This is a genomic window from Actinobacillus delphinicola, from assembly GCF_900638385.1.
In the GTDB taxonomy this organism is placed as follows: domain Bacteria; phylum Pseudomonadota; class Gammaproteobacteria; order Enterobacterales; family Pasteurellaceae; genus Actinobacillus_C; species Actinobacillus_C delphinicola.
Window position 1 is genome coordinate 1574924 of the sequence record NZ_LR134510.1, and the last position, 16911, is coordinate 1591834.

Annotated in this window: 11 protein-coding genes and 7 tRNA genes; 9 read left to right on the forward strand and 9 right to left on the reverse strand. The window is 39.1% G+C overall.

From position 1 onward, the window contains the following. The first annotated feature begins 36 nt into the window (after window positions 1-36). From EL259_RS07370 to rnd, 8 genes are all read left to right on the forward strand, one after another. Window positions 37-1428 carry an MATE family efflux transporter gene (locus tag EL259_RS07370; protein ID WP_126600371.1) on the forward strand — a complete coding sequence of 464 codons (1392 nt, stop codon included), beginning with the start codon at window positions 37-39 and terminating at the stop codon, window positions 1426-1428. A gap of 72 nt (window positions 1429-1500) precedes the next feature. Further along, window positions 1501-2130, forward strand: coding sequence for an MBL fold metallo-hydrolase (locus EL259_RS07375; RefSeq protein ID WP_126600373.1), 630 nt, complete (start codon window positions 1501-1503; stop codon window positions 2128-2130). A 135-nt stretch (window positions 2131-2265) separates the two neighbouring features. Further along, on the forward strand, window positions 2266-5040 hold the full coding sequence (locus EL259_RS07380) for a 2-oxoglutarate dehydrogenase E1 component (RefSeq protein ID WP_126600375.1): 2775 nt from the start codon (window positions 2266-2268) through the stop codon (window positions 5038-5040). Between the two features lie 70 nt (window positions 5041-5110). Continuing rightward, on the forward strand, window positions 5111-6292 hold the full coding sequence (gene odhB, locus EL259_RS07385; protein ID WP_126600377.1) for a 2-oxoglutarate dehydrogenase complex dihydrolipoyllysine-residue succinyltransferase: 1182 nt from the start codon (window positions 5111-5113) through the stop codon (window positions 6290-6292). A 167-nt stretch (window positions 6293-6459) separates the two neighbouring features. Continuing rightward, the gene (locus EL259_RS07390) at window positions 6460-8388 is read left to right on the forward strand and encodes an ATP-dependent DNA helicase (protein ID WP_408608228.1); all 1929 of its coding nucleotides are present in this window, start codon (window positions 6460-6462) and stop codon (window positions 8386-8388) included. A 6-nt stretch (window positions 8389-8394) separates the two neighbouring features. Next, window positions 8395-9135: a tRNA (adenosine(37)-N6)-threonylcarbamoyltransferase complex dimerization subunit type 1 TsaB gene (tsaB, locus tag EL259_RS07395; RefSeq protein ID WP_172594251.1), complete on the forward strand. Its 741-nt coding sequence runs from the start codon at window positions 8395-8397 to the stop codon at window positions 9133-9135. Between the two features lie 27 nt (window positions 9136-9162). Then, window positions 9163-10902 (forward strand): long-chain-fatty-acid--CoA ligase FadD, encoded by a 1740-nt coding sequence (gene fadD, locus EL259_RS07400; protein ID WP_126600383.1) that lies wholly within the window; start codon window positions 9163-9165, stop codon window positions 10900-10902. Window positions 10903-10996: 94 nt separating this feature from the next. Next, complete coding sequence (rnd, locus tag EL259_RS07405) at window positions 10997-12145, forward strand: ribonuclease D (protein ID WP_126600385.1); 1149 nt, start codon at window positions 10997-10999, stop codon at window positions 12143-12145. Between the two features lie 40 nt (window positions 12146-12185). On the opposite strand, the gene dcuC is transcribed toward rnd, so the two are convergent. The 9 genes from dcuC to EL259_RS07450 all read right to left on the reverse strand — a co-directional run bounded on the left by dcuC (window position 12186) and on the right by EL259_RS07450 (window position 16239). Then, window positions 12186-13538: an anaerobic C4-dicarboxylate transporter DcuC gene (gene dcuC / locus EL259_RS07410; protein WP_126600387.1), complete on the reverse strand. Its 1353-nt coding sequence runs from the start codon at window positions 13536-13538 to the stop codon at window positions 12186-12188. Window positions 13539-13854: 316 nt separating this feature from the next. Continuing rightward, window positions 13855-13929 (reverse strand) — tRNA-Gln (locus tag EL259_RS07415). A 22-nt stretch (window positions 13930-13951) separates the two neighbouring features. Then, window positions 13952-14036, reverse strand: a tRNA-Leu gene (locus tag EL259_RS07420). A 3-nt stretch (window positions 14037-14039) separates the two neighbouring features. Further along, window positions 14040-14116: transfer RNA gene (locus tag EL259_RS07425), tRNA-Met, on the reverse strand. Between the two features lie 20 nt (window positions 14117-14136). After that, a tRNA-Gln gene (locus EL259_RS07430) sits at window positions 14137-14211 on the reverse strand. 29 nt (window positions 14212-14240) lie between these two features. Further along, window positions 14241-14315, reverse strand: a tRNA-Gln gene (locus tag EL259_RS07435). 32 nt (window positions 14316-14347) lie between these two features. After that, window positions 14348-14432: transfer RNA gene (locus EL259_RS07440), tRNA-Leu, on the reverse strand. A 4-nt stretch (window positions 14433-14436) separates the two neighbouring features. Further along, window positions 14437-14513, reverse strand: a tRNA-Met gene (locus EL259_RS07445). A 256-nt stretch (window positions 14514-14769) separates the two neighbouring features. Next, complete coding sequence (locus EL259_RS07450; protein ID WP_126600389.1) at window positions 14770-16239, reverse strand: DASS family sodium-coupled anion symporter; 1470 nt, start codon at window positions 16237-16239, stop codon at window positions 14770-14772. A gap of 205 nt (window positions 16240-16444) precedes the next feature. Here EL259_RS07450 and fabZ point away from each other — a divergent pair, with 205 nt between their 5' ends. Next, window positions 16445-16906 carry a 3-hydroxyacyl-ACP dehydratase FabZ gene (fabZ, locus tag EL259_RS07455; protein WP_126600391.1) on the forward strand — a complete coding sequence of 154 codons (462 nt, stop codon included), beginning with the start codon at window positions 16445-16447 and terminating at the stop codon, window positions 16904-16906. Window positions 16907-16911 lie beyond the last annotated feature (5 nt).

A 16911-nucleotide genomic window follows, 5' to 3' on the forward strand; every position in this document is an offset into this window, starting at 1 on the left:
GAAAACTTTTAGATTATAACAATTTTCGGATTTTTTATGAAACAGCGTTATTTTGAAAAATATTATTTACAAGCGAAACGGCTTTCAGGTCTTGCTTTTCCGATTTTCTTGGCACAATTAGCGCAAAGCTCCATGGGGCTTGTGGATACCATTATGTCAGGACGTGTGAGTGCAACAGACATGGCGGCAATCGCAGTTGGTGCTTCGATTTGGGCACCTTTAGTTTTATTTGGGAATGGTTTACTTTTGGCATTACCGCCAATCGTTTCTTATCTTAATGGTTCTGGACAACGAGATAAAATTGCTCACCAAATTCGCCAAGGAATTTGGCTTGTTATTGGTCTTAGTATTGTCCTTGGATTACTGATTTATTATAGTCACTATGTTATCCAATTTATGAACTTACCGCCGAAACTTGCGCATACTACCGAGGGCTATTTGAATATCATGCTTTGGGGTGTGCCTGGATTTTTATTATTGATTAATTTCCGTGGCTTAAATGACGGAATTGCGAAAACTAAACCTGCAATGGTGATCGCATTTTGCGGATTGATGTTGAATATTCCGCTCAACTATATTTTTATTTATGGAAAATTAGGGTTACCTGCATACGGTGCCGTTGGGTGTGGTTTTGCGACAGCGATTGTAAACTGGTGTATGGGGCTTTTAATGATGCTTTATTGTTATAAAGCACCAAGCCAACGTGATTTAAAAGTCTTTGAGCATCTTTTTGAAAAACCCGATTTTCACGTTTTAGGACAAATTTTAAAATTAGGCTTACCGATTGCCTTAGCCGTATGTAGTGAAGTGATGCTTTTTGCGATCAGTTCGCTTTTACTTGCGCCATTGGGAACAGATGTCGTGGCAAGTCACCAAATTGCCTTAAATTACAGTTCTACACTCTTTATTTTCCCATTATCTTTAGGGATGGCGACGACGATTGTGGTAGGGCAACGTTTAGGTGAAGGAAAAGTGAAATTGGCTAAAGAAATTAGTTATTTATCTTTAGCAATGGGACAAGGATTAGCACTTTTCTTAGCGATTTTTACCTTTATTTTCCGTTTTCATATTGCCGCAATTTTCGTTTCCAACGAAAAAGTTATCTTAATGGCAGGAAGTTTGTTAATCTTAACAGCACTTTATCAATTTTCCGATTCTTTCCAAGTAATTACTGGGGGGATTTTACGAGGCTATAAAGATACCAAACCTATTTTGTATATTACGTTATTCTGCTACTGGGTGATTGGTATTCCATTGGGATACACTTTATCGCGCACTAACTGGATTGTCCCAGCACTGGGAGCAGAAGGATTTTGGATTGCTTTCTTGGTGAGTTTAAGTATCGCCGCTTTCTTATTAGTAAGGCGTTTACGTAAGCTCCAAGCATTGCCAAAAGATCAACTATTGGCACGAGTTGAACATCATTAAAATGCAAAATCACGCCCCATAAATCATAAAAATTTATGAAAAATGGGGCGTGGTAAAATAAAAGGAGATACCATGCAAGTTGAATTATTACCCGTAACGGCATTTCAGCAAAATTGTAGTCTAATTTGGGATGATGAAAAAAATGCCGCGATAATCGATCCAGGTGGCGATGCGCAAAAAATCATTAAACGTGTCGAAGAATTAGGGCTAAACGTTAAAGCTATTTTACTGACACATGGACATCTTGATCACGTCGGGGCGGCGGAAGAATTAAAAAAACACTTTGGTGTAGAAATCCTTGGTCCGCAAAAAGAGGATAAGTTCTGGTTAGATGGACTTCATCAACAAGCTCTTCAATTTGGTTTAAAAGAAGTCGATGCTTTTGAGCCAGATCGTTGGTTGGAAGATGGCGAAGTGCTAAAAATCGGCGATATTGATCTAGAGGTTTTACATTTGCCAGGACATACCCCAGGGCATGTTGGCTTTATCAATAAAGCGCACAATGTTGCCTTTACGGGTGATGTACTTTTCCAACAAAGCATTGGGCGAACTGACTTTCCACGTGGAAACCATGCGGATCTTATTGCCTCAATAAAAAATAAATTATTCCCATTAGGTGATAAGATGATTATTGTGGCAGGGCATGGGCAGCCAACCACTGTTGGAGAAGAGCGCCAATATAACCCATATTTAAAAAATTAGCTTGAAAGCAAGGACAGTTATGTTCTTGCTTTTTTATTGTGTTAAGCTGGATGAAAATCAGCAACTTTTTGAAAAATCAGGCTATAATAAACAAATATTATTTACTTGATGACTGGAGAAATACTGGAGAAATAAATGAAACAAGAAACATTACAAGAATGGTTGGCAAGCAGCGCACTTGCAGGAAGTAATCAGGCTTATATTGAAGATTTATATGAAATTTATTTAGATAATCCAGCACAAGTAGAACCCAGTTGGCGCGAGATTTTTTCTCGTTTCGCAAAAACGACTTATCCTGAGCAGGCTCATTCTAAAATTCGTGAGGCTTTTAAAAAGCAAGTACAACAATCTCATGTTTTGCGAGCAACATCGCATACCGAACAACATGCAACCGATTTAATGCGTTTCATTGATGCCTATCGTTCGCAAGGTCATCAATTTGCGAATACCAATCCATTAAGTGAAATCCGAGAAGCGGAAGATCTGCATTGGCAACATTATGGTTTCCATTCTCAGGATCTTAGCCAAACATTTAATTTACCGCATACTGTCAATCAGCAAACACAAATGACATTGCAAGCATTGGCAGAGAAACTTCATCAAAGTTATTGCCAAACATTAAGTGCGGAATTTGATTATGCGGATCGTCACGAACAGAAATGGTTACAAGCCCAATTAGAGCAAGATCGACCTATTTTCACTGCACAACAACAGCAACAATTTTTACAAGAATTAATTGCCGCCGAGGGCTTAGAGCGTTATTTAGGGGCAAAATTTACGGGAGCAAAACGTTTTTCCCTTGAAGGTAGTGATGCCTTTATTCTGTTAGTGAAAGAAATTATTCGCACCAGCGCTCACAATAATGTAGAAGAAATTGTTTTCGGCATGGCACACCGAGGACGTTTAAATATGCTGGTGAATGTTTTTGGTAAAAAACCGCAAGCCCTTTTTGATGAATTTGCTGGGAAAATGCAATATACAGGATCAGGCGATGTGAAATATCACCAAGGTTTTTCAAGTGATTTTGTGACAGATACCGCACGAATTCATTTAAATTTAGCCTATAACCCGTCCCATTTAGAAATCGTAAGTCCCGTTATTCAAGGGGCTGTGCGTGCTCGTCAAGATCGCATTCATGATACCGAACGAACCAAAGTGATGGCGGTTACTGTGCATGGTGATTCGGCGTTGGCTGGGCAAGGCATTGTGCAAGAAACCTTGAATATGTCAAAAACTCGTGGTTATACCATTGGTGGCACCATTCGGATTGTCATCAATAACCAAATCGGTTTTACGACCTCAAATCCACAAGATACTCGCTCCATGTACTACTGTACCGATGTAGCGAAAATGATTGGTGCGCCAGTTCTACATGTAAATGGCGACGATGCCGAGGCAGTGGTGCGTGCAGCTCATTTAGCAGTGGCTTATCGTCAGACTTTCCACAAAGATATTTTTATTGATTTAGTATCTTACCGTCGTCATGGACATAATGAAGCCGATGAGCCTGCTATGACGCAACCTTTGATGTACCAAAAAATTAAACGACACCCAACCGTTGCACAACAATATGCCACTTTCTTACAAGAAAATAGGACCCTAAGTGCTGAACAAGTAAATGCGATGAAAGAAGATTATCGTCAAGGCTTAGAAAATAATGCGACCATGGTTAGTGAATGGGCTGAGCCGAGCGAAAACGGGAAATATTGGTCAAAAGCGTTACTCACAACAAAATGGGATAATCCAAAAGATCACGTTACGGCAAAACAATTTAAAGCACTTGCGTTAGCGGTAAGTGATTATCCTGAAGATCACGTTTTACATAACCGTGTTAAAAAAGTCTATGCGGATCGTCGCTTGATGGCAGAAGGGAAAAAGCCATTCGATTGGGGAATGGGTGAAACCATGGCGTATGCGACCATTTTAACAGAAGGGCATAACGTCCGTCTTTCTGGAGAAGATGCAGGGCGTGCGACATTTTCACATCGCCACGCTGCGTTGCATAGTCAACAAAATGCAGAAGTCTATTATCCATTACAACATCTAGGACAACCACAAGGGCATTTTGAAGTGTGGGATTCTATGCTTTCAGAAGAAGGCGTGCTGGCGTTTGAATATGGCTATGCAAGTACCGCACCTCAAACATTAACGCTTTGGGAAGCCCAATTTGGTGATTTTGCAAATGGTGCGCAAATGGTGGTGGATCAATTTATCAGCTCAGGTGAACAGAAATGGGGCAGAATGTGTGGTTTAACCATGTTGCTACCACACGGCTATGAAGGGCAAGGTCCAGAACATTCATCAGCACGCTTAGAACGTTACTTACAGCTATGTGCGGAAGATAATATGCAAGTGTGCGTACCGACTACGCCAGCGCAGATTTATCATCTCTTACGTCGCCAAATTTTGCGTAACGTGCGCCGCCCATTAATCGTAATGACACCAAAATCATTATTACGTCATCCATTGGCGGTCTCCGAACAAAAAGACTTCTTACATGGCGGTTACCAAACCGTGATTGGCGAGGTCGATCCGTTGATTGCAAATGACATCACACGCATTATTTTCTGTACAGGTAAAGTTTATTATGATTTATTAGAACAACGTCGCCAACAAGGGTTAAACCATATTGCGATTATCCGTATCGAACAACTTTACCCATATCCGCAAAAAGCGATTGCAGATATCATTAAACAATATCCGCAGTGCCACGAAGCGATTTGGTGCCAAGAAGAACCCCAAAATCAAGGTGCGTGGTGGTTTATTCAATCCCAATTAATCGCAACATTACCGAATAATATATCTTTGCGCTATGCGGGACGACCTGCTGCTGCTGCGACGGCAACAGGTGATGCTGCCTTGCACCAAATGCAACAACGTAAACTTGTTGAAACCGCTTTAAATTCATAACATTGCCCACGCCTTAATTTTCATAAAATTTTATGAAAATCGGGGCGTACTTAGTAAAAAAGGAAAAAATATGCAGACTTTTGAAATTTTAACGCCAGTTCTCCCAGAGTCTGTTGCAGATGCAACGGTTGTCGCTTGGCATAAAAAAGCTGGCGATATGGTACAACGTGATGAAGTTTTAGTGGAAATTGAAACGGATAAAGTTGTGCTAGAAGTCCCTGCCATTGAAAGTGGGGTATTAGAACAAATCGTTGAGCCAGTTGGGGCGACAGTGGTAAGTAAACAATTACTTGGAGTCATTAATGCGAGTGCAACTGCACAACCGCAAGAAGTCGAAACTATCACAACGCGTATTGAAACCGAAAGTAATAATGACATGGGACCTGCGGTACGCCGTTTACTTGCAGAACACGATTTATCCCGTAATGATATTGAAGGATCAGGGGTAAATGGGCGTTTAACCCGTGAAGATATTGAACAGCATATCGCACATCAAGCTCCACAAACGGTTGAAGAAGTTAGCGTTGTTGAAGAAATGGTGTTTAATGCCGATCGCAGCGAAACTCGTGTACCTATGACACGTTTACGCAAGCGCATTGCAGAGCGCCTTTTAGAAGTAAAAAGCAATACCGCAATGCTCACCACTTTTAATGAAGTCGATATGTTACCGATTCAAACTTTGCGTAAAAAATATGGCGAAAAATTTGAAAAACAACACGGCGTGCGTCTAGGCTTTATGTCATTTTATGTAAAAGCCGTGGTTGAGGCGTTAAAACGTTACCCTGCGATTAATGCAAGTATCGATGGTGATGATGTGGTTTACCACAATTACTTTGATATCAGTATTGCCGTATCTACCCCACGTGGGCTTGTGACGCCTGTCATTCGTGATTGCGATAAAAAATCCATGGCAGAGATTGAAAAAGAAATTAAAGCCTATGCAATTAAAGGGCAGGAAGGTAAATTGACTGTTGAAGATCTGACAGGCGGTAACTTCACTATTACAAATGGTGGCGTATTTGGTTCATTAATGTCAACACCAATTATCAATCCGCCACAAAGTGCAATTTTAGGGATGCATGCAATCAAAGATCGCCCAATTGCACTAAATGGGGAAGTGGTGATTCGTCCGATGATGTACCTCGCCCTTTCTTACGATCACCGTTTAATTGATGGAAAAGAAAGCGTGGGATTCCTCGTAACGATCAAAGAGTTACTCGAAGATCCGACTCGTATTTTACTTGCGGTATAAATCATATTTTCTTAGGAAAAGGGTTTAGTTTCGGCTAAATCCTTTTTTATTTTTTGCAAAATCACGCCCGCATTTTCGTAAAAATTTATGCTTTTTTCTGATAAAAAATGTCGAACGCATGACTTTCTGCTAGAATAGCGACTTTTCATAACAGATCAGGAATAGCAGTGAGCAACGGTAGAGTTAAACAGGTTTTTTCAAAAGATGGTGGCTTAGGGCGCGCCATAGAAGGTTTCCAACCACGTGATGAACAAGTACAAATGGCACTTGCCGTTGATAATGCGATTGAAAATCATCAACAACTTGTTGTAGAGGCACCGACTGGAACAGGAAAAACCTTTGCATATCTCGTACCTGCATTGCTTGCTAAAAAGAAGACCATTATTTCGACAGGTTCTAAAAACCTTCAAGATCAACTATTTAATCGCGATTTGCCTACCATTACTGATGCTTTACATTTCTCAGGAACCACTGCTTTATTAAAAGGGCGCGCCAATTATCTTTGTTTGGAACGACTTGATTATGCGATTGCACAAGGCGTATTAGGGAATAAAGAAGTGCTCGCTGATCTTAAAAAAATTCGTCACTGGAATGCACGGACACAAACAGGCGATTTTGCAGAGTGTACCAGTATTGCGGAAGATAGCCCCATTTTTTCACAATTAGTGAGTTCGACTGAAAGTTGTTTGGGGACGGATTGCCCGAAATACGAAGAATGTTATGTGATGAAAGCACGTAAAAAAGCAGCTCAAGCAGATGTTGTGGTGGTAAATCACCATTTATTTTTTGCCGATATGGCGGTGAAAGAAAATGGTTTTGGTGAAATTATTCCAGCGGCAGAAATTGTCATTTTTGATGAAGCACACCAAGTCCCCGATATTGCCGCTCAATATTTTGGTGAAACCTTAACAAGCCGTCAGCTTTTTGAATTTTGCCGTGATTTGGTTTTAATTTATCGTACCGAATTAAAAGATATGAAACAGCTTGAGGCAGTGTCTGACAGTATTCATAAAGCGGTGCAAGATTTTCGCCTTACTTTGACTAATGAAAGTTTACGTGGAAATTGGCGAGATGTGATCGCCCAAGAGGCAGTACAGCAAGCAATTAGCGTGCTACAAGAAAAATTGACCTTTGCTTTGGAAGTGATTGAACCCGCACGCAAACGTGCGCAATCACTTAGCAATATTTTTGATCGAGTGAAAGCATTTAGTGAACTTTTAGATCGTCTGTGTGCAACTGAAGTAACAGGTTACTGCTATTGGTTTGAAACCTTTGGACGTCATTTTAGTTTGAATATTACGCCACTGTCGGTAGCTGGGCGTTTTTCTCGTCAAATGGAAAAGCAAGAGGCTGCGTGGATTTTTACGTCCGCGACGCTCGAAGTAGCAGGGAAATTTGATTATTTTTGTCATCGTATGGGGATTCGTTCTGGTGAACAATTGCGGCTAGAAAGTCCGTTTGATTATCCAAATCAAGCCATATTGTGTGTGCCACGTTATTTACCACAAGCTAATACAGCGAATACATTAACTGAATTGGCGAAAAGATTATTGCCCGTGATTGAGGCAAATAAAGGTCGTTGTTTTGTCCTTTGTACTTCTTATTTTATGATGCGTGGATTTGCTGAATATTTCCGTGAACACAGTGATTTAAACATATTATTACAAGGCGAAACTACCAAAATGCAGCTATTAGATAAATTCGTGAACGAGGAAAAATCGGTACTAGTAGCCACAACAAGTTTTTGGGAAGGAATCGATGTGCGCGGTGAAGCGCTATCCTTGGTCATTATTGATAAATTACCGTTTACCGCACCTGATGAGCCTTTATTACAGGCACGCTTAGAAGATTGCCGTTTACAAGGCGGAAATCCATTTAATCAAATTCAAATTCCTGAGGCGGTGATTACCTTAAAACAAGGCGTAGGGCGCTTGATTCGTGATGTCAACGATAAAGGCGTAGTGATTATTTGCGATAGCCGTCTGGTGATGCAACGCTATGCACCCATTTTTTTACAAAGTTTACCTAACGCAAAACGTACCCGTAGCCTACGCAACGTGGTACAATTCTTAACTTCGTTACAAAATAAAAAATAATTAGAGATAACTATGACAACTTTACTTGCATTAGATACGTCTACGGAAGCTTGCTCTGTGGCTTTACTTCATAACGGTCAAATTACTAGTTTAGATGAGGTGGCAAGCCGTACACATACCCAACGCATTTTACCAATGATTGATGAAATTCTTGCACAATCTGGATTACGCCTTAATCAAGTGGATGCCTTAGTATTTGGTCGTGGACCAGGTAGCTTTACTGGGGTACGTGTTGGAACTGGGATTGTTCAAGGACTGGCCTTAGGCGCGGATTTGCCTGTAATTGGTATTTCAGACTTGGAAGCAATGGCGCAACAAGCATTTGAACAAAATCAAGCAACACAAGTCATGACAGCGATTGATGCAAGAATGAATGAAGTTTATTTTTCTCAATTAACGCATAAAGCGATTCAACTTGCGAATCATGAGGGCGTATTCTCACAATGGGACGTTTTGCTTGCTGAAGAAGTGGCAAGCCCTGAGCGAGTTATCCAGCAATTAAATGACAATACCACATTAGCCAAAGCAAACGAGTGGCAACGTGTGGGGACAGGCTGGGACGCATATGCTGAATTCGCACAAGTTGGGCTAGGGATGAATAGCGAGATTATTCTTCCTTCTGCACGTTTCATGCTCTCCCTTGCATTACCAAAATTTTTACAACAACAATGGCAAGATGCTGTATCTATCGAGCCAATTTATTTACGTAATCAAGTTACTTGGAAAAAATTACCAGGTCGTGATTAATATTATTTGTATTACAATGAGATAACAATGAAAAAATTTGCACAATTTTTGAATAAAAAAATCGAAGAACGCAATCGTCCGTGGCTGAAGAATTATCCTAAAGATGCCCCAAAAGAAATTGATACGCGTCTTTATGATAATTTGCTTGAAATGTTTGATAAAGCTGTGCGCGAACATCCTGATCGTGCAGCTTATATTAATATGGGGCAAGCTCTAACTTTCCGTAAGCTTGAGGAACGTAGTCGAGCCTTTGCTGCTTATTTGCAAAATGAATTGAAATTACAAAAAGGTGATCGTGTCGCATTAATGATGCCAAATATTTTGCAATATCCGATCGCATTATTTGGGGTTTTACGTGCTGGTATGGTAGTAGTCAACGTAAATCCACTTTACACACCACGTGAATTAGAACATCAACTTCAAGATAGTGGAGCAAAAGCCATTGTAGTGGTATCTAACTTTGCGAAAACAGTAGAAGAAATCGTATTTAATACGGATGTAAAACACGTTATTTTAACCCGCATGGGCGATCAACTTTCTTTTGGTAAACGTACACTCGTAAACTTTGTGGTGAAATACGTTAAAAAATTAGTGCCAAAATATAAATTACCGCATGCCGTATCTTTCCGTGAAGTATTAGCAGTGGGTAAACATCGTCAATACTTGCGTCCACAAATTGATCGCCAAGACTTAGCTTTTTTACAATATACGGGTGGTACAACAGGTGTTGCAAAAGGTGCAATGCTTTCCCATGGTAATTTAGTAGCGAATGTACAGCAAGCGAAATGGTTAGGGGATTTTGCGATCGGTAAAAGTAATAAAGAACGTATCGCAGCTATCGCATTACCGATGTATCACGTTTTTGCATTAACGGTAAACTGCTTACTCTTCATTGAAATGGGGATTACAGGATTATTGATTACCAATCCGCGTGATATTAATGCATTCGTTAAAGAATTGAAAAAATATCCTGTTGTAGCAATTACAGGGGTTAATACTTTATTTAATGCATTATTAAATAATGAAGGCTTCAAAGAAGTTGATTTTTCTCAATTAAACTTTACCGTTGGTGGCGGTATGGCGGTGCAACGTGCGGTAGCAAAACGTTGGTATGAAACAACAGGCGTACATATTACGGAAGGGTATGGCATGACTGAATGTTCGCCGTTGATTGCGGCTTGCGTGAATACAAATTCAGAACATACTGGTTCTATAGGTGTACCAATGCCAAATACCGATATCAAAATTATTAAAGAAGATGGTACCGAAGCAAAAATGGGCGAAGCAGGGGAGCTTTGGATTAAAGGTGATCAAGTTATGCAAGGTTACTGGCAACGCCCTGAAGAAACCGCCAAAGTGTTACAAGATGGCTGGGTGGCATCAGGTGATATCGTGGTAATGGATAAAGATCACACTTTACGCATCGTGGATCGTAAAAAAGATCTTATCATCGTTTCTGGTTTTAATGTGTATCCAAATGAAATCGAAGATGTTGTTATGCTGCATCCGAAAGTAAACGAAGTGGCAGCAATCGGTGTTCCTCATGCTGTATCGGGTGAGCAAATTAAAGTTTGCGTTGTCAAAAAAGATGATAGCCTTGATGTAGATGAATTGCGTAACCATTGCCGTAAACATTTAACGGGCTATAAAGTGCCTAAATTCGTTGAATTTTGTGATGAATTACCGAAAAGTAATGTCGGTAAGATTTTACGCCGAGTTGTGCGTGAGCGTGAGCTAGCTAAATTGGCAGAAAAGAAAGCTGAATAATCTATTTGTTTATTTAAGATATTCAGAAATAATTTTAATAAAAAGCCACTTCGGTGGTTTTTTATTTTCATAGTGTAAGTTATGGGAAGTAAGAATGATGGAAAATAATAAATTACATGATATGCCATCTTTTGTGATGGTAGATACGAATGAAAAACTTACTACTTGTTGCGAAAAAGCACAGCAAAAAGCGGTTGTTACCTTAGATACTGAATTCGTACGGACACGAACATTTTATCCGCAACTGGGTTTAATTCAACTTTATGATGGGGAACAGCTAAGTTTAATTGATCCACTTGCAATTACTGATTTCTCACCATTTTGTGCATTATTGGCAAATCGTAATGTAATTAAAGTCTTGCATGCGTGTTCTGAAGATTTAGAAGTCTTTAAGCATCAATTTAATCAGTTACCTGAACCGATGTTAGATACGCAGATTATGGCGCAATTTTTAGGAGCAGGTGTTTCAGTAGGGCTTGCTACGCTTTTAAAAGAGTATTTTGATTTTGATATGGATAAAGGGGCATCACGTACGGATTGGCTCGCACGTCCATTATCAAATGTACAATTAACCTATGCAGCAGGTGATGTTGCTTATCTTCTACCGTTATTTGAAGCGATTAATACTCGCTTAAAAGCTTCTCCATGGTTTGATGCGGCGTGGGATGACTGCCAAAGTTTATTAGTAAAATCACAAAAAACGATAAGCAGTGAAAAAATGTATCTCAAAATTCCTCAAATTCAAAAATTAGCGGGGATTGAATTGTGTCGTATTCAGCATCTTGCCGCATGGCGTTATGAAGAGGCTAAAAAGCGTGATCTTGCATTAAATTTTGTTGTGAAGGCAGAAAATTTATGGAAAGTCGCAAAAAATGGTGCGAAGAGTACTTTTGATTTATTGGAAATAGGGTTGCATTCGCATGAAGTGAGAATTCACGGGAAAAAAATTTTAAGAATTTTAGAAAAATGCGAAAAAGAGCCACAAGAAAATTATCCAATTTTAGAAAAAAATCTTTATGAAATTGAGGGCTATAAGCAATTAAGTAAAGAATTACGTGATTTTTTAAATAAAAATTTTTCCGAAAATGTCCCCGTGGAATTAATTGCAAATAAAAAACGTGTCGATAATTTCCTTAAATGGTATTACTTACTTGAAAAAGATGAAACTAAATTACCAACTTTACTCCAAGGATGGCGTAAACCTTTCGGTGAGCAATTAGTAAAATATTTAGAATCGAAATAAAAAAATCCCTCATTGAGGGATTTTTTATTGATAATGCAATTTATGCTGCAACCAAAAGTTGAGTTGAAATAAGAATAGAAAGTAAGCCTACAACCATTGGGACAGAAACACGTTTTACCAATGCAAAAGGTGAAATTTCTGCCATACCAGATACGGCCACGATAACACCAGATACTGGTGATAAGCTACGTCCAATATTTGAGGCCTGTAGCATTGGAATAGTTAGATAAGCAGGATTAATCCCCATATGTGTTGCTAAGCGTGGAATAAGCTCAATGAACGCATAAAACGGTGCGTTACCAGAACCTGTCACGATTGCCGCAAGTGCAGTGATTAAAGCAAGCATAATCATCATAACAGCACTACCACTCCCTAGCGCTTGTACTGAATGAATAAGTGAGCTGATAAAACCGATAGTACTTAAACCTTGAGCAAAAGTGCCAGCAGCCACTAATAAAATAACCACACTAGAGAAAGCATCTGCCATACCTTTATAGGTAATCGTTAAGTCAGCATACATTTTTTGCGCATCAAAGGTGCGAATGAAGTCAAGAATTGCTGTAAGGACTAAGCACAGGATAATGATAGTAATAATATCTAGTTTTGGTGCAATTTGACCATTAAAGACTAGCACACCAATAATTGGGGTAAATGGAAGAATTGCATAGAAAGTAGGGACTTTAGTTTTGATTTCTTTTACTTCCATTTCAATTGGCTCAGGAACAAAACCTTCACGTTTATCGAGATATTTTTGCCAGAAGAAATGAGAAATAGCAATGCTGATAATGGCGATGATTGAAACAGGAAGTGTGTAGCTAAACGCAAATTTGGTGAGAGGAACTTTAACAATTTCTGCCGCTAACACGACATCGCCTGATGTTGGTGAAAGGATAATGGCAGCAGGTGAAGCACAGATAGCCGCTGCTGCACCACGAGAAATCCCCATGTTTACCATGATTGGATAAATCGTTGCCATGAGTAAAACACCAAGTCCTGTAGCGGATGTTACCGCAAAAGACATCAAACAAGTGAGGAAATAAGCAATGATCATTAAGAAATATGGAGATTTTATATATTGGAGTGGATGCGCTGCGAGTTTTACTACCATGTCATTTGCACCAATATGACTCATGTAAGCTGCAAAGCCACATAAAATCATAATTAGCATACCTAAACCGCCACCACGTTTTAGGAGTAAATCTTTTACATATTCAACGACATCTAAATAAGCTGAACCAGTAGATTTATCTGCAGGAATGACTTGATGACCTAAAATAACACTGGCTAGTAATAGAAACATGCCCGCAGTTAATAAAATACCAGTGGCAGAGTAGCCTTTCATTATGTAATAGCCGACAGCAATAATTGTGATTAAACCAATAAGGATCTCCATAATTACCTCATAAAAAGTGATACAAAAAATAGGGTTATTAGTTGTATCATAAATTGAAATTTTCTTTAAATATACTTTAAAATTAATAATTTAACAAATTAAAAAAATTTATGCTATTGTGTTTTAAATAGACTATTGCTTATTATATGTAAAATATAAGTATATTTGGCATTCAATATGACTAAAATATATATAACGAAAGCTAAAAAGGATAAAATAAATTAGGGGTAAATAGGGAATAAGTATAAATAAAATTTTTATAAGATAAAATTAATAGATTAAAAGTTAACTATAATTCAATGGAAATAAGGAGATATGGCTGGGGTACAAGGATTCGAACCTTGGAATGCTGAGATCAAAACCCAGTGCCTTACCGCTTGGCGATACCCCAATCAGGAAAGTGTTGTTTAAAATGGTGCGGAACGAGGGACTTGAACCCACACACCTCTCGGCGCCAGAACCTAAATCTGGTGCGTCTACCAATTTCGCCAGTTCCGCAAATGGTGGCTATGACGAGATTCGAACTTGTGACCCCAACATTATGAGTGTTGTGCTCTAACCAGCTGAGCTACATAGCCATTTTATATTTTAAACAATATGGCTGGGGTACAAGGATTCGAACCTTGGAATGCTGAGATCAAAACCCAGTGCCTTACCGCTTGGCGATACCCCATCCGAAGATATTGTGTTGTCATTTTATAGTGGCTGGGGTACAAGGATTCGAACCTTGGAATGCTGAGATCAAAACCCAGTGCCTTACCGCTTGGCGATACCCCAATTACTATAAAATTGTCTTTGCAAAGTGATGATGGTGCGGAACGAGGGACTTGAACCCACACACCTCTCGGCGCCAGAACCTAAATCTGGTGCGTCTACCAATTTCGCCAGTTCCGCAAAATGGTGGCTATGACGAGATTCGAACTTGTGACCCCAACATTATGAGTGTTGTGCTCTAACCAGCTGAGCTACATAGCCATTTACTTTATTGCGTTGCCTCATCAGCGTTGCGGGGTGCATTATGCTGATATGAGCCCCTCTCGTCAACTATTTTTTTGAAAAAAATGGAAATTTTTTATTGTTTGGGGATATAGTAGGCAACTTGATGTAAACATAAACGCTTTTAGTTGGAAAAACGATAACATGAAATGATTAATTTATTTTTTTATTTAAAAATAAAGAGATAAAGAAAAGGTAGATATCAAAAAAATATCTACCTTCATGCGTATTTTATCTAAAAATGGCTTAGATATGGATATATATAATGAATATATGGAATGTCAATGAGGATAAAAATGACTAAAAATATTAAGCCAAAAATTGCACCAAGTCGCCAGAAGTCACTACTTTTTACGTAATGTGAGGCAAACCATACGGGACTATGTCCAGTTGCATAAGGTGCAAGAACCCCCATTAATCCCATTGGAAGTAATAATATTAACATTGCTTCTGAAGGATTTACGCCCGGGATGTGTTGCAATAATGTCGCAAATAGCGCAACCATCGCTGTTGTATAAGCGGTCCCAGAGGCAAAGAAATAACGTAGTACGCAAAATAGGATTAATAATCCTAATACCGCCCAAGTTGGTGATAAACCTTGGAAATAACTTCCTGCTTCGCTCGCTAACCATGCGAGGAAACCTACGTTTTTAAGCCCTGATGCCATAGTAATGAGGGTTGCAAACCATAGGAGAACATTCCAAGCAGGGCGATTTCCTAACATTTCATCCCAAGTAATAACTCTAAACATCAACATAAGAACGAGAATAGTTAATGCTGTTGTTGTTGGATGAATACCAAAGAATTTACTTCCAATCCAAAGAATTAATGCAAGAATACTAATTAGCATCATTGCAATTTCTTTTTTATTCATTGGACCTAATTTACTGTATTCCTCATCAATCCAAGCACTGATTTTCTTACAATCTTTTATTTCTGGTGGGTATATCCAATAAGTGAGTAGAGGAGTGAGGAGGAATAAAATGATAGCAACAGGAAGAAATGCGACAAACCAACCTCCCCAACCAACCATTGGAATCCCTGCTTTTACGGCTAATTCTACAGCAAGTGGGTTTGGTGCTTGACCAGTTAAGAAAATGGAAGAGGAAACGCAAGTGGCGGCATAGGCTGTCCAAGCAAGATAAGCGCCAATTTTTTTAGCGTCTTTGTCAGGGTAACTACCAAACATAGGTGGAATGCTGGTTACCATTGGATATAAGATCCCACCGCTACGTGCGGCATTTGAAGGAATGAAAGGTGCAAGGATCACATCCGTAATGGAAATAGCATAACCTAGCCCAAGTGTAGTTCGCCCCATTTTTTTTACGAGGAAAAGAGCTAAGCGATGTCCAAAACCACTGGTTTTATAGCCAAGACCAATCATGAATGCAACAAAAATAAGCCAAACAACGGTATTGGAAAAACCGCTTAATCCCCATTTGATCGCTTGAGCTGCTGATGTTGCGTTATTTATGGCTCCAGAACCAACAGGTCCGACCTTAAATAATACAGCGATGACAACACCAATAATGCCAAGAAATGCAGGTGGGGCAGGTTCTAAAATCAATGCCATGATAAGGGCTGCAAAAATACTGGTAAAAATCCAAGCATTAATGGATAAACTTTCTGGCTGGGGAATGAAAAATACGATGAACCCTATAATGATGGGAATGAGAGCTTTTAGCCATTCTTTTTTATATAACATACGACCTCCAAAAATAAATATTATATTGTTATGTGGAAAGGCTAGGTAAAGTGTATAAAAATTACATGGTTTAAATAGTGATTAAGATCAAACTGAAAGAAATTTTAGCGTGTTTTTCATTCGATTTTGTATTGCATGAAAAATCTTTTATAATTGCTCGCATTTTTAACAACTCAAACAATAGAAAATTTTTAAAGAGGTTATCGTGACAATTACCACACAAGAAAACCACGTTATTGAAGCAAATGAATTAATGAAGTATTTACCGCACCGTTATCCGTTCTTACTCGTTGATCGTGTTGTAGCGTACGAAGAAGGTAAATCTTTACGTGCAATTAAAAACATTAGTGTGAATGAACCATGCTTTACAGGGCATTTCCCTAATGAACCGATTTTCCCTGGTGTGCTTATTCTAGAATCTCTTGCACAGGCATCAGGCATTTTGGCGTGTTTAACAAATGGTAAATTAGATAACGAGCTTTATTACTACGCAGGAATTGACAATGCACGCTTTAAACGTCCTGTAGTGCCGGGTGATCAACTTGTTTTAGATATCACTTACACCAAAGAACGTCGTGGTATTTCTGTTTTCCACGCATGTGCAAGTGTAAATGGTGAATTAGCTTGTGAAGCAGACTTAATGTGTGCACGTCGTAAAAAAGCATAAGGTAG

Coding starts and splice junctions, on each gene's coding strand:
- EL259_RS07375 (WP_126600373.1), top strand. CDS start 1,501: ATGCAAGTTGAATTATTACCCGTAACGGCATTTCAGCAAAATTGTAGT.
- odhB (WP_126600377.1), top strand. CDS start 5,111: ATGCAGACTTTTGAAATTTTAACGCCAGTTCTCCCAGAGTCTGTTGCA.
- EL259_RS07380 (WP_126600375.1), top strand. CDS start 2,266: ATGAAACAAGAAACATTACAAGAATGGTTGGCAAGCAGCGCACTTGCA.
- EL259_RS07450 (WP_126600389.1), bottom strand. CDS start 16,239: ATGTTATATAAAAAAGAATGGCTAAAAGCTCTCATTCCCATCATTATA.
- fadD (WP_126600383.1), top strand. CDS start 9,163: ATGAAAAAATTTGCACAATTTTTGAATAAAAAAATCGAAGAACGCAAT.
- EL259_RS07370 (WP_126600371.1), top strand. CDS start 37: ATGAAACAGCGTTATTTTGAAAAATATTATTTACAAGCGAAACGGCTT.
- rnd (WP_126600385.1), top strand. CDS start 10,997: ATGATGGAAAATAATAAATTACATGATATGCCATCTTTTGTGATGGTA.
- dcuC (WP_126600387.1), bottom strand. CDS start 13,538: ATGGAGATCCTTATTGGTTTAATCACAATTATTGCTGTCGGCTATTAC.